Source organism: Agromyces sp. NPDC052230, from assembly GCF_040679595.1.
Classification (GTDB): Bacteria; Actinomycetota; Actinomycetes; order Actinomycetales; family Microbacteriaceae; genus Agromyces.
This window is the reverse complement of the sequence record NZ_JBFAVC010000001.1, coordinates 739,123-752,080: the sequence shown is the minus strand read 5'-3', so window position 1 is coordinate 752,080 and position 12,958 is coordinate 739,123. Positions and strand designations below refer to the sequence as shown.

Below are 12,958 nucleotides of genomic sequence, written 5' to 3'. Positions count from 1 at the left end.
CCGCAGGGCCCGCCCCGCGGCATCCGTCGTCATGCTCCGACGGCCTGCCGTCGCTGGAACGTACGACCGTTCACCTCGGTAGGGGTGATGCGCACCCACCGGGTCTTCTCCTCAGGAGCCCACGGCGTGACGCCGAGCTTCTCGGCGGCCGCGACCTCACCGCGGCGGTCGAACTCCTGTGCGATGCCCTTGACGACGACGCTGAAGGCATCGGTGTCCGTGAAGCCATCGACCTCGAACGCGACGCCCGAGTGGATGGTGAGCTCGAGGAGCTTGGTGCCCGCCGACGTGCGGAACACGATCGTGCGGGCGTCGGCGCCGTGCGAGTCCACGGCATGGTTCACGGGGAAGATGTCGACCTCCCCCGCCGCGGCCGCCGCGACGCGCCCGAACGGGGCCTCGGCGATGCGCTGCCAGCACTCGTCCTCGGTGAGGGCTCGGGTCGGCGGGCGGTTGTTGACGTCGTCATCGTTCATGCTTCGAGTCTCGTCGTCCGCGCCATCCGTCGGCAAGGCCCAAGGTCCCGCCGTCGGGCCGGACGGGTGCCCACCCCGCCCGGACCTGGTTCACGTGGTGCCGCTGCTGTCGGAGGGGGCACCACCGCCGGGCGTGGCACCGCCACCGGGCGCTGCACCGCCACCGGGCGCCGTGCCACCGCCGGTGGTCGCACCACCGCCGCGGTTGATCGTGACCTTCCGCGGGCTCGGCACGTCCTTGAACGGCACCGTCACCCGCAGCACGCCCGTCTCGAACGACGCCGTCACGGCGTCCTCGTCGGCCTGCTCGGGCAGCTGGATGCGCCGGTAGTAGCTCGAGCTCGACTCCCGCACGACGTACTTCTTGCCCTTGTCCTCCTCCTTCTCGTGCTTCTGCGCACGGATGACGAGCGCGCCCTGGTCGACGTCGATGTCGATGTCCTGCTCGGCGAACCCGGGCAGGTGCGCCTCGACGGTCAGCTTCGAGTCGTCCTCCGTGAAGATGTCGGTGGTCGGCAGCTGCCGCCTGCCGGTACCGAACAATCCGTCGGAGAACAACTGCTTCTGCAATGCCGACAGCTCGGCGAACGGGTCGAAGCGACTCAGCGATCCAGCCATGGTGGGCTCCCTTCATGAGCGATGCTCAAATGGTTCGGTTCGACCGTACGATGCGACGGATGCCGCGTTCGGGCCGAAGGTCCCGCGCGGCCCTCGCACAATCCCATGTGACCTTCGACCCGGCCGCCTGGCGCCGGAGCGGGCAGCATTCGGGCCATGTTCACACGCATCGTCGTCGGTTGGGATGGCACACCGGAGTCCGAGGCCGCCGTCGAGTGGGCGGTCGCCCGCGGGGTCGGCACGCCGCTGAAGATCGTGCACGCCATCGGCGGCAGCAGCACGTCGAGCGAGTACCTGCGGGCGGGCGGCGAGCTGTCGAACGAGCGGGTCCGCCTCATGGACCTCGCCGAGCGGCTGCGTACCGAGCGACCCGACCTCAATGTCACGACCGAGACCGAGCACGGCTCGCCGTTCAGCGTGCTCGCCGCCGAGTTCGACGCCGACACGCTCGTCGTCGTGGGTGCGCCGGCCAGACACGCGGGCTCGCGGTGGACGGTGGGATCACGCCTGGCGGGCCGTCACGGAGGGGGGATCGTGGCGGTGATCCCGTCGGGCGCGACGACCGACGCGGGCTCCGCGGTCGTCGTCGGCGTCGACGGCTCGCCCGCCTCCAGGGTCGCCGTCGAGATCGCCGCCGCCGAGGCGAAGCGCCTCGGAGCCGACCTCGAGGTCGTGCACGCGTGGAGCATCCCGCCCGACTGGGATGCCGCCTACGGTGAGTACCTCGGCGACATCCAGGCCCTCGAGGACATGCATCGGGGCCTCCTCGAGGAGGCCGTCGAGTTCGCCCGCGGCCTGCACTCCCGTCCGACCGGCCGACTCGAGCCCGGGCCCGCGGCCGAGGTGCTCCACCGCATGGCCGAGGACGCCGCGCTGCTCGTGGTCGGCAGTCACGGCGGCGGCAACATCGCGAGGTTCCTTCTCGGCTCGGTGAGCCACGAGCTGCTGGTTTCCCTGCCCGCGCCGCTCATGATCGTCGGGCCGCGCGACTGACCCGCCCACGCGACTGACCCCAAGGGCGACTCCGCGTCAGAGGAGGTCCTCGTCCTCGAGGTCGGGCGACACGTCGATCGGCTCCGTCGGCATGGGCGCGACCGCGACGGGAACGCTCGAACGCGCGAGCACGTGTTCGCTCACCGATCCGACGAGCAGGTCCTGGAGCGCGCCTCGGCCGTGCGAGCCGACCACCACGAGCGCCGCGCCGGGCGAGGCTTCGAGGATCGCGTCCGCCGCCGACCGTTCCTTCGACACGACGTTCACGACGCTCTCGGGGTGGCTCGCGCGGAGCCGCTCGGTCGCCAGCTCGAGCTCGCGCGGCACGCTTCCGCGTCCGGCGTGCACCACGGTGAGAGCGGACGCCGCACGCCGCGCCTCGCGGGCCGCGAACGCCATGGCGGCCTCGCCGGCGGCATCCGCTGCCCACCCGACGACCACGCCGCTGCCGCCGCCCGTCCACGCGGTGGGGACCACGACGAGCATGCCCTTCGTGCGGCCCGCGAGCCGCAGTCCCAGCGGGAGATGCGCAAGCTCGTCGACGGCGTCGACCGTGGTCATGCCGACCACGAGGATGTTTCCCAGCCTCGACGCCTCGAGGAGCTCGTCGACCAGGTCGCCCTCGCGCATCAGGACGCGCGCCGAGGCATCCGGAAGCTGCTCGCGCAGCCGATCGGCTGCCTGGTCGAGCCGCTCCCGACGCCGATCGCGCTCGGTGTCGGGGTACCCCGCCGCGAGCGGCACATGCTCGAGCACCGTCGTGAGCTCGATGTCCACGGGCGCGTTCCGGCACCGTTCGGCCACCCAGCGCTCGGCCACCGAGTTGGCGGCGCCGCCGTCGAGGGCGAGGATCACGTGATCGGTCATGATGCGATCTCCTGTCGTTCGGATTCGGTCAGCGGAACGCGTTCCAGGTGCTCGGGCACGCGCACCGGCCAGCGGAGCTCGCGCTTGATTCGGGCGCGGAGCGCGTCGGCTGCGGCGGCCTCCCCGTGCGTCACGTACACGGCCGCGGGAGGTTCGCCGACGGCCCGCATCCAGTCCATCAACTCGTCGGCGTCGGCGTGGGCCGACATGCCGTCGATCGGGACGACCTCGGCGCGGATCGGCACGTCCTGGCCGAAGATTCGCAACGACGTCGCACCACCGAGGAGCGCGGCACCGCGTGTGCCGCCCGCCTGGAAGCCCGTGAGCACGATCGCGTTGTGGCGATCCGGCCCATATGCGACGAGGTGGTGCAGGATCCTGCCACCCGTGAGCATGCCGCTCGCCGAGATGATGACCATCGGCCCGCCGCGCAGGTTCAGCAGCTTCGAGTCGTCGACCGTGTGCACGCTCGTCGGCAGCCGGTACATGCGCTCGAGCTCGTCGGGCTCGAGCCGATGCTCGTCGGGGTGGCGCTCGTAGATCCGGGCCGCCTCGACGGCCATCGGGCTGTTCAGGTAGATCGGGAGGTCGGGGATCTCGCCGCGGTCGCGAAGTCGGGAGAGGTGCAGCAGCACCGACTCGGTGCGTCCGACGGCGAACGCCGGGATGAGCACGACGCCGCCGCGCTTCGCGACCCGGCGCACCACGTCGCCGAGCACCGCCTCGACGTCGTCCGCAGTGTGCACCCGGTCACCGTAGGTGGACTCGGTGACGAGCACCGACGCCGGCTCGAGCGGTCGCGGCGGACGCATGAGCGGGTCGGACGAACGGCCCAGGTCTCCCGTGAAGTGCACGACGTTCCCGCCGACAGAGACGCGGACCCCGGATGCCCCGAGGATGTGTCCGGCCGGCACGAGTGTGAACTCGAGGTCGTGGCCGATCCGTCGGGTCTGGTCGAACTCGACGGGCGCGAACGACTCGAGCGACCGCGAGGCATCCGCCGCCGTGTACAACGGGGTCGGATCGCGATGCGACGACCAACGAGCGGATGCCGCGTGCCGGGCCTCCTCCTCGAGGAGGTACCCGCTGTCGGGCAGCAGGATGCCGCACAGCTCCACGCTTCCTGGCGTCGCGTACACGGGCCCGCGGAATCCGTCGCGCACGAGTGCGGGAAGGTACCCCGAGTGGTCGAGGTGGGCGTGGCTCAGCACCACCGCGTCGATCGACTCGGGCGGCACGGGGAAGGGGGCGCGGTTGCGCTCGCGCAGCACCTTGAAGCCCTGGAAGAGCCCGCAGTCGACGAGTACGCGCGCGTCGCCGGTCTCGATGAGGTACCTCGAGCCCGTGACGGTGTCGGCCGCGCCGAGGAACTGCAGGGTGGCGGGCACGCGCGTCATCGCCCGTGCACGACCAGCACCGGGCACTTCGCGTGCTCGGCGACCGCTCCGCTCACCGATCCCAGCAGCAGGCCGGCGAAGCCGCCGTGCCCTCGGCTGCCCACCACGATCATCTCGGCGTGATTCGACTCGTCGATGAGCACCTCGGCTGGGCGGCCCTGCCGCGTTCGCGTGGCGAACCACTCCGGCGTCTCGGTGCCGAAGACCTCTTCGGCCACCTTCGCCACGACGCGTTCCGCGTCTTCCTCGGGCGTCCAGTCCAGCTGCGGGTAGAAGCCGCCGTACATGAACGACGGGTAGTTCCACACGGCGAGCGCTCGCACGCGAAGGCCCAGCTTCGGAGCGAGGTCGGCCGCGTATCGGAGCGCCGAGATCGACGGCTCGGAGCCGTCGACGCCGACGATCACGCCGGGCGGTCCTGGCTCGGGTTCAGGGCTCGGATCCGGTGGGTTCGGGTCCCTCAGCGTCGGGCATGTCCGCATCATCTCCGCCTTCCCGCGGCATCCGTGGGCCGAAGGTCACATGGAGTGCCCGGGTCAACCCCTGCCGCCGGGCGCCGCGACCTCCGTACCTTGGGAGTGATGACCGACCGAGGGGGGCCGTCATGACCATCACCGCCCAACCACACCGGGCCGCCGCGGCGCCGATGGCCGGCGACCAGGCCGCTGCGTCGCGCTCGGACGCGCCCATGCGGCCGATGGCACTCCCCGAGCCGCGCGGGCCGGTCAGCGCCGCCCTCATGAACCTCCTCACCGGACCCGAGCGCGCCCCGGTCGGCGACCTCGCCGTCGCGACGACCGAGGGGCTCGCGGCATCCGACGACCTGCTCGCCGACGACGACGTGCAACTCGCGCTGTTCCTCATGTACGAACTGCACTACGGCGGCCTCGACGGCGTTCCCGACTCATGGGAGTGGGACCCGCGGTTGCTCGCCGTGCGCCGTCCGATCGAGCGCGAGTTCGAGGGCGCCCTGCGTCGTACGGTGCGACAGCCCCTCGCGGCGCGCGACGTGCCAGAGGCCCTGTTCGCGCTCGTCGGCGACGACGACGGGCCGAGCCTGTCGGCGTTCGTGGAACGGGATGCCACGGCCGAACAGGTGCGCGAGATCCTCGTCTGCCGTTCGATCTACACGCTCAAGGAGGCGGACCCGCACAGCTGGGCGATCCCGCGCCTGCACGGGCACGCGAAGTCGGCGCTCGTCGAGATCCAGGCCGACGAGTACGGTGGTGGCCGCGCCGACCGCCTGCATGCCACGATCTTCGCGCAGACCCTGCGTGGCGCCGGGCTCGACGACCGATATGGCGCCTACGCCGACCACGTGCCGGTCGAGGTGTACACGTCGATGAACCTCATGTCGCTGTTCGGGCTGCACCGGCGCCTGCGCGGCGCGATCGTCGGTCATCTCGCCGCGTACGAGATGACGTCGTCGCTGCCCTGCCGCGCCTATGCAGCCGGGCTGCGCCGGCTCGACTTCGGCGAGGATGTCGCCGACTACTTCGACGAGCACGTCGAGGCCGACGCGGTGCACGAGCAGCTCGCGGCGCGCGACCTCGCCGGATCGCTCGCGGAGGAGGAACCCGACCTGGCCCGCGACATCCTCTTCGGTGCGTCGGCGTGCCTCACGGTCGACGGGCGGCTCTGGGGCAGCCTGCGCGAGCACTTCGAGCGCGGCGAATCCGTGTTGAGGAAACCGCTGTGATGGGCGCAGCGGCATCCGCTCGACCCCCGGGCCCCGCCCGCCCGGCCACGATCACGGCATGCCCCGACGGGCCGCTGCTCGTTCGCGGCGATCTCTCGCTGTTCGACGAGCACGGAGAACCGGTCGAGCCCGGCCGCCGCACGTTCGCGCTCTGCCGGTGCGGTGCGTCGGCCGTGCGTCCGTTCTGCGACGGGTCGCACAAGCTCGTGGGGTTCCGCACAGGGCCGCCGCCGCGAACGCCCGCGGTGACCTACGAGGAGGACGAGCCGGCCGAGGGCCCGACGGCCTGACCGCCTGACGACCTGCTGCGCATGTCGGCGGACGGGTGCAGACTGGCAGCATGTGCGGACGCTTCGCCAACGACGCCAAGGTCGACGAGATGATCCAGGAGTTCGTCGCGCAGGGCGGCGACTACCGCGATTGGCGGCCGCAGTACTCGATCGCCCCCACCGCGGTGATCCCGATCGTGCGCGAGCGGCCGAACCGCGACACCGGCGAGGTCGTGCGATCGGTCGATCCGGCCGTCTGGAACTTCCACCCCTCCTTCATGAAGGAGTCGAAGCGGCCGCAGTTCAATACGCGCATCGAGACCGTGGCCACGAACGGTCTCTGGAAGGGCGCGTTCGCGTCGTCGCGCTGCCTCGTTCCGATGCGCGGCTACTACGAGTGGACGGGCGAGCCCGGGCACAAGCAGGCCTTCTTCCTGCACGGTGACCAGCCGCTGCTGGCCGCGGCCGGCATCTACACGGCGCGCATGGTCGGCGACGAGTGGGAGGTCTCGACCTCCATCATCACGCGCGAGGCTCGGGATGCCTCGGGCGAGGTGCACGACCGCATGCCCGTGTTCCTCGACCGCGACGTGTGGGACGAATACCTCGCTCCTGAGAAGCTCGACGATGAGGGCAAGCAGCGCATGGTGGCACTCCTCGACGCCGAGTCCGAGAAGGTGGCCTCGACCATCGAGAGCCACGAGGTCGATCGCAAGGTGAACAACACGCGCACCGCCGACCCCGACGATCCGTCGCTCATCGAACCGCTCGACTGAGCGCTTCCCCGCCGACCCGGTCTCCGCAACAGCGCTCGCGGGGCCGGCGTCCCTCATGATATTCTGTCGCTGTGCGAACAACTGTTCGTATCACGAACACAAGGATGGTGCTCGGTGAAATCGAAGGTGAGTGAGAGCATCGCAGCCGCGCTCTCCGAGATCCGCGACGGCGCGACGATCATGATCGGCGGCTTCGGCCGCGCCGGCCAGCCGGTCGAGCTGATCGATGCGCTGATCGAGCAGGGCGCGACCGACCTCACGATCGTGAACAACAACGCGGGCAACGGCGAGACGGGCCTCGCGGCGCTCCTCGCCGCGCGACGCGTTCGCAAGATCGTCTGCTCGTTCCCCCGACAGTCGGACTCGCAGGTCTTCGACGGTCTCTACCGAGCGGGCCTCATCGAGCTCGAACTCGTGCCGCAGGGCAACCTGGCCGAGCGCATCCGGGCGGCGGGCGCCGGCATCGGCGCGTTCTTCACACCGACGGGCTACGGCACGCTCCTCGCCGAGGGCAAGGAGACACGCGAGATCGACGGGCGCCCCTACGTGCTCGAGTATCCGCTGCGCGCCGACTTCGCGCTCATCAGCGCGCTCCACTCCGACCCGTGGGGCAACCTCGTGTATCGCAAGACGGCACGCAACTTCGGTCCCATCATGGCGGCTGCCGCCACCACCACCATCGCGCAGGTCGACTCCGTCGTCGAGCTCGGCGCGCTCGACCCCGAGGTGATCGTGACCCCGGGCATCTACGTCGACCACGTCGTCGAGGTGGGCGAGCGGCCCTGGCTCCGCGACGGCGTGTTCATCGGGGAGGAAGCATCATGAGCATGGGCAGGCAGGAACTCGCGGCGATCGTCGCGCGCGACATCCCCGAGGGTTCGTACGTCAACCTCGGCATCGGCATCCCGACGCTCGTCGGCAACTACCTCCCGCCGGGCGACGCCGTGATCCTGCACACCGAGAACGGCATGCTCGGCATGGGGCCGGCTCCCGAGCCCGACCAGGTCGACCCCGACCTCATCAACGCCGGCAAGCAGCCCGTGACCGAGCAAGCCGGTGCCGCGTACTTCCACCACGCCGACTCGTTCGCGATGATGCGCGGCGGTCACCTCGACGTGTGCGTGCTCGGCGCCTTCCAGGTGTCGGAGCGCGGCGACCTCGCCAACTGGCACACGGGCGCGCCCGACGCGATCCCCGCGGTCGGCGGCGCCATGGACCTCGCGATCGGCGCCAAGCAGGTGTTCGTGATGATGGACCTGCTCACCCGCGACGGCACCCCGAAGGTCGTCGCCGACTGCACCTACCCGCTCACGGGCGTCGGATGCGTCGACCGCATCTACACCGACCGCGCCGTGTTCGACGTCACCCCCGAGGGCCTCGTCGTGCGCGAGACGTTCGGCACCACCGTCGACGAGCTGCGCGAGCTGCTCGGGCTCGACCTGAAGGAGAACCGATGACCGCGAGCTACGTCTACGACGCGATCCGCACCCCGTTCGGCCGGTTCGGCAAGGGCCTCGCGGGCATCCGCCCCGACGACCTCGCGGCGCACACCATCGAGGCGCTGATGTCGCGGCATCCCGACCTCGACCCCGCCCGCATCGACGACGTCGTCCTCGGCGACGCCAACCAGGCCGGCGAGGACAACCGCAACGTCGCCCGCATGGCCGCGCTGCTGGCCGGCCTGCCGACCTCGGTCACGGGCAGCACCGTGAACCGGCTCTGCGGCTCGAGCGTCGAGAGCGTCATCCAGGCCAGCCGCGCCATCGAGACCGGCGACGCCGACCTCGTGCTCGCGGGCGGCGTCGAGTCGATGAGCCGCGCCCCGTGGGTGGTGCTGAAACCGCAGAACCCGTACCCCGCGGCATCCGCGACCATGCACTCGACGACACTCGGCTGGCGCATGGTGAACCCTCGCATGCCGGAGGAGTGGACGGTGTCGCTCGGTGAGACGGCCGAGCAGCTCGCCGACCGGTTCGGCATCACGCGCGAGGAACAGGACGAGTTCGCGGTGCGCAGCCACCACCTCGCCGCCGCCGCGTGGGACGCGGGGCTCTACCCCGAGGTCGTGCCCGTGCCCGGTACGTCGCTCACCCGCGACGAGGGCATCCGGCCGGATGCCTCGGTCGAGACGCTGTCGGGCCTGAAGCCCGCCTTCCGGCCCGACGGCACCGTCACCGCCGGTAACGCCTCGCCCCTGAACGACGGCGCCTCGATGCTCTTCATCGGCGGCGAGGACGCCCCGATCGACGCCGAGCCGCTCGCTCGCATCACGGGTCGCGGCGCGTTCGGCAACGACCCGAACACGTTCGGCATCGCGCCCGTCGAGGCGGCGAACCGGGCGCTCGCGCGGGCCGGGCGCACCTGGGCCGACGTCGACGTGGTGGAGCTCAACGAGGCGTTCGCGTCGCAGTCGATCGCGTGCCTCCGGCTGTGGCCCGACCTCGACCCCGAGAAGGTCAACATCCACGGCGGTGCCATCGCCATGGGGCATCCGCTCGGGGCATCCGGTGGTCGCATCATCGGCCATGTCGCGCACGAGCTCGCTCGGCGGGGCGGCGGCGTGGGTGTCGCGGCCATCTGCATCGGCGTCGGCCAGGGCCTCGCCGTCGTGCTCGAACGGTAGCGTGGCACGCATGCAGCCCGAGCCGAGCGACCAGTACGTGCAGTCGTTCGCGCGGGGGCTCGCGGTCATCCGTGCCTTCGATGCGGATCACGCGCGGATGACCCTGAGCGAGGTCGCCGAACGCACCGGGCTCACCCGCGCGGCCGCGCGGCGATTCCTGCACACGCTCGTCGAACTCGGCTACGTGTCGGGCGACGGCCGGCTCTTCCAACTCACGCCGCGCGTGCTCGAGCTCGGCTTCAGCTACCTCTCGGGGCTGTCGCTGCCCGAGCTCGCGCAGCCCCACCTCGAGGCGCTCTCGCACGAACTCGGCGAGTCGACGTCGGCATCGGTGCTCGACGGCGCCGACATCGTCTACGTCGCGCGCGTACCCACGCGGCGCATCATGAACGTCGGCATCACGATCGGCACGCGGTTCCCCGCGCACGCGACCTCGATGGGCCGGGTGCTGCTGGCCTCGCTTCCCGACGACGAGCTCGACCCGCTGCTGCGGACCCTGCACGCCGAGCATCACACCGATCGCACGGTGACCGACCCCGCCGAGCTCCGCGCGATCCTCGACGAGGTGCGGGCGCAGGGGTGGGCGCTCGTCGACCAGGAGCTCGAGATCGGGGTACGCAGCATCGCGGCGCCCGTGCACGCTCGCGACGGCAGCGTGACCGCTGCCGTCAACGTGTCGGGCGCGGCGAGCACGTCGAGCCTCGAGCGCCTTCGTGACGAGTACCTGCCCGCACTCCTGCGCACCGCGGCGCAGATCGACGAGGCGCTGCGGCACAGCGGGGCGATGGCGGTGGTGCGGTAGCCCGACCGCCGGCCCGTCAGCTCGACGTGTCCTTCCGGTAGTTCTCGCGTGCGAACGACGAGTACGGCGCGGGCTGCACGGTGGCGCGGATCTCGATCTGCCGGTGCGGTTCGACCGCCGGCTTGCGCGAGTTCGGCTCCTCGCCCCACACGACGGTCACCTCGGTGCCCGGGGCGGCGAAGTCGTTCTCGATGCTCGCGAGCGAGGCGAAGACCTGCTCGTTCGTGATGTACCCGGCGTCGTGCGAGATCCCGACGTCGCGACCATCGGCGAGCACCCGGTCGACCTGGTAGAGGCCGTAGCGCGCCTTCGGGAAGTCGATGTACTTCGCCGGGAGACCGGGCTTCATGAGGGAGCCGATGGCGTCGGCGACATCCGCATCGTTCCAGACCAGGGTGACCTTCTGCCGCCCGGGGTTCTGCGCGTGCCGTTCGAGGGCTTCGCGACCGATGAAGTCGTGGTCGAACGCGACGCTCCGCCCGTAGCCGAGGTCGTAGGGGGTGATGTAGTAGTCCTCGATGCGGTCGGAGGCGAAGCTGCCGGCGAGCGACCCGGCGGCAGCGGCGGGGAGCCACCGCCGGTACTCCTCGGTGCCCTCGCCGCTGAAGATCGCCGGGAGCGGCGACGGCACCCACGCCGACTCGAGGTTCGCCGACGAGTACGCCTTCGACCCCACGAGCACGAGGCCGAACTCCTCGCCGTGGCGCATCAGCGCCGAACGCACCCGCTCGCCCTGCTCCCACGGGCCGAAGAGCTCGAAGCCCGGCTGTCCGGCCATGCCGTGCCGGAGCGAGCGCACCGTGAAGCCGTCGATCGTGAATGTCGCCATGTGGAAGAACTTCGTCGGCGGAACCGGGGCTCCGGTCACCTTCTCCATGAGCGCGAGCGCATCGGGTCCCTGCAGCTCGAAGCGGAAGAGCTTCGGGTCGCCGGCGCGCACGATGGAGTTGCCGTCGCGCTCGAAGGTGACGTCGTAGTCGCCGGTCTCGCCGTGGAACTGCACCCAGTCGATGACCATCTGGTGGCCCACGAGGTCGAACTCGTTCTCGGCGAGGTAGAAGAGGATCGCGTCGCCGATGAGGTACCCCTCGTGATTCACGGCGATGAACTGCTTCGCGTTGTCGATCGCGAACTTCGCGAAGCTGTTCACGCCGACGTCGGCGAGGAGGCGCAGCGCGTCGGGTCCCGAGATGAAGAGGTCGGTCATGTGGTGCGACTGGTCGAGCAGCGCCACCGACGTGCGCCAGGACTGCTGCTCGGAGCGCCAGTTGCTGTACTCGGGCGTCACCGGGAAGATCGTCGGCCGCGCGGGCGCGTTGCGCAGCAGCTCGACCGCGCTTCCGGCGCGGGCGATGGCGTCCGCAAGGGACTCGGCCATGGGGAACTCCTTCGTTCGAATCGCGCAGCGAGGCGCGGGGATGTGCCCATGCTATGAGGATGCCGCGGTCGCGAGAGGGTTTGCCGATAAGCAGCACTTATCCTTGGTGAACGATTCCTGAGTGGTTCGGAGCACATTCATGGACCTCAACCTCCTCCGCGTCTTCGTCGCGATCTACGAGGCCCGGAGCCTCACGATCGCGGCCGAACGGCTCTACGTGACGCAACCCGCGGTGAGCCAGTCACTCGGCCGCCTCCGACGGGAGCTCGGCGACCCGTTGTTCCGTCGGGTCGGGCGCACGATGGTGCCGACACCCCTGGCCGACGTCGTCTTCCCGGGGTTCCGCGACGCCGTCGTGGGCGTCGACCGAACGCTCGACACCGTGCGCGCGTTCGATCCCGGCAACTCCCGGCGGCGGTTCCGCATCGCGCTGTCGGAGCTCGGCGAGATCGGCTACCTGCCCGCGATCACGCAGCTCGTGCGCAAGGCCGCGCCCGACGTTCGCATCGACGCGGTGCCCCTCGACGTCGCGGCGCTGCCCGAATGGCTCGCGGCCGGAACGGTGGACCTCGCGGTCACCTCCTCCCCCGTGCGTGCGGGGCTCGAGCACGTGGTGCTGAAGCAGCAGGCCTACGGGGTGCTCATGTCGACGCGGCATCCGCTGGCTCGGGCCGAACTGACGGCCGAGTCGTATGCGGCGGCGACCCACATCGTGGTGGCCGGCGACTCGGGGCTTCCGAACCTGCGCGCCGCGCTCCGGCGGGCCGACATCGCCATGGAGGATCCGCTCACCGTGAACCACTTCGCCTCCGTGCCGTCGATGCTCGTGGCGAGCCCCGATCTCGTCGCCACGGTGCCCGACACCATCGGGGCGGCGTGGACCACCGCCTGGCCCCTCACGCTGAAGCCGCTGCCCATCGACATGCATCCGGTCGACGTGTGCCTCTACCGCCGCACGACCACGCAGCATCTCGCCGCACTCGACTGGCTGTACGACACGGTCGAGCGGGCGCTCCGCGGCCTGCGGGGCGAGTTCTTCTCCATCCGCGGCGGTTCGTGA

15 protein-coding genes are annotated in these 12,958 nt (G+C 70.8%); 9 read left to right on the top strand and 6 right to left on the bottom strand.

The window, feature by feature from the left end; all coding sequences use genetic code 11:
• Nucleotides 1–29: 29 nt before the first annotated feature.
• Together AB0K73_RS03750 and AB0K73_RS03745 are read right to left on the bottom strand one after the other, a co-directional pair.
• On the bottom strand, nt 30–476 hold the full coding sequence (locus tag AB0K73_RS03750) for a pyridoxamine 5'-phosphate oxidase family protein (protein WP_360510539.1): 447 nt from the start codon (nt 474–476) through the stop codon (nt 30–32).
• 90 nt (nt 477–566) lie between these two features.
• Nucleotides 567–1,094 (bottom strand): Hsp20/alpha crystallin family protein, encoded by a 528-nt coding sequence (locus AB0K73_RS03745; RefSeq protein ID WP_360510540.1) that lies wholly within the window; start codon nt 1,092–1,094, stop codon nt 567–569.
• 156 nt (nt 1,095–1,250) lie between these two features.
• Here AB0K73_RS03745 and AB0K73_RS03740 point away from each other — a divergent pair, with 156 nt between their 5' ends.
• The gene (locus AB0K73_RS03740; protein WP_360510541.1) at nt 1,251–2,087 is read left to right on the top strand and encodes a universal stress protein; all 837 of its coding nucleotides are present in this window, start codon (nt 1,251–1,253) and stop codon (nt 2,085–2,087) included.
• Nucleotides 2,088–2,123: 36 nt separating this feature from the next.
• On the opposite strand, the gene AB0K73_RS03735 is transcribed toward AB0K73_RS03740, so the two are convergent.
• From AB0K73_RS03735 to AB0K73_RS03725, 3 genes are read right to left on the bottom strand one after another with little or no spacing between them, the layout of a single operon-like run.
• Nucleotides 2,124–2,954, bottom strand: coding sequence for a universal stress protein (locus AB0K73_RS03735; protein ID WP_360510542.1), 831 nt, complete (start codon nt 2,952–2,954; stop codon nt 2,124–2,126).
• Nucleotides 2,951–4,351, bottom strand: a complete 1,401-nt coding sequence (locus AB0K73_RS03730; protein WP_360510543.1) for an MBL fold metallo-hydrolase — start codon at nt 4,349–4,351, stop codon at nt 2,951–2,953. Before AB0K73_RS03730 ends, AB0K73_RS03735 begins: the two co-directional genes overlap by 4 nt.
• On the bottom strand, nt 4,348–4,758 hold the full coding sequence (locus AB0K73_RS03725) for a universal stress protein (RefSeq protein ID WP_360510544.1): 411 nt from the start codon (nt 4,756–4,758) through the stop codon (nt 4,348–4,350). The genes AB0K73_RS03730 and AB0K73_RS03725 overlap by 4 nt, the downstream gene beginning before the upstream one ends.
• A gap of 290 nt (nt 4,759–5,048) precedes the next feature.
• Between AB0K73_RS03725 and AB0K73_RS03720 the strand changes: the two genes are divergently transcribed.
• The 7 genes from AB0K73_RS03720 (at nt 5,049) to AB0K73_RS03690 (ending at nt 10,520) form a co-directional block, all read left to right on the top strand.
• Nucleotides 5,049–6,050, top strand: a complete 1,002-nt coding sequence (locus AB0K73_RS03720; protein WP_360511262.1) for an iron-containing redox enzyme family protein — start codon at nt 5,049–5,051, stop codon at nt 6,048–6,050.
• Complete coding sequence (locus tag AB0K73_RS03715; protein ID WP_360511264.1) at nt 6,050–6,340, top strand: CDGSH iron-sulfur domain-containing protein; 291 nt, start codon at nt 6,050–6,052, stop codon at nt 6,338–6,340. Before AB0K73_RS03720 ends, AB0K73_RS03715 begins: the two co-directional genes overlap by 1 nt.
• A gap of 50 nt (nt 6,341–6,390) precedes the next feature.
• A complete protein-coding gene (locus tag AB0K73_RS03710; RefSeq protein WP_360510545.1) occupies nt 6,391–7,095 on the top strand; it encodes an SOS response-associated peptidase in 705 nt (234 codons plus the stop codon).
• A gap of 114 nt (nt 7,096–7,209) precedes the next feature.
• Complete coding sequence (locus tag AB0K73_RS03705) at nt 7,210–7,920, top strand: 3-oxoacid CoA-transferase subunit A (RefSeq protein WP_360510546.1); 711 nt, start codon at nt 7,210–7,212, stop codon at nt 7,918–7,920.
• Nucleotides 7,917–8,552 carry a 3-oxoacid CoA-transferase subunit B gene (locus AB0K73_RS03700; RefSeq protein WP_360510547.1) on the top strand — a complete coding sequence of 212 codons (636 nt, stop codon included), beginning with the start codon at nt 7,917–7,919 and terminating at the stop codon, nt 8,550–8,552. The genes AB0K73_RS03705 and AB0K73_RS03700 overlap by 4 nt, the downstream gene beginning before the upstream one ends.
• A complete protein-coding gene (locus AB0K73_RS03695; RefSeq protein ID WP_360510548.1) occupies nt 8,549–9,718 on the top strand; it encodes a thiolase family protein in 1,170 nt (389 codons plus the stop codon). Before AB0K73_RS03700 ends, AB0K73_RS03695 begins: the two co-directional genes overlap by 4 nt.
• A 10-nt stretch (nt 9,719–9,728) precedes the next feature.
• A complete protein-coding gene (locus AB0K73_RS03690) occupies nt 9,729–10,520 on the top strand; it encodes an IclR family transcriptional regulator (protein ID WP_360510549.1) in 792 nt (263 codons plus the stop codon).
• Nucleotides 10,521–10,536: 16 nt separating this feature from the next.
• On the opposite strand, the gene AB0K73_RS03685 is transcribed toward AB0K73_RS03690, so the two are convergent.
• A complete protein-coding gene (locus tag AB0K73_RS03685) occupies nt 10,537–11,898 on the bottom strand; it encodes an aminomethyl transferase family protein (protein WP_360510550.1) in 1,362 nt (453 codons plus the stop codon).
• Nucleotides 11,899–12,037: 139 nt separating this feature from the next.
• Here AB0K73_RS03685 and AB0K73_RS03680 point away from each other — a divergent pair, with 139 nt between their 5' ends.
• Nucleotides 12,038–12,958: a LysR family transcriptional regulator gene (locus AB0K73_RS03680; protein ID WP_360510551.1), complete on the top strand. Its 921-nt coding sequence runs from the start codon at nt 12,038–12,040 to the stop codon at nt 12,956–12,958.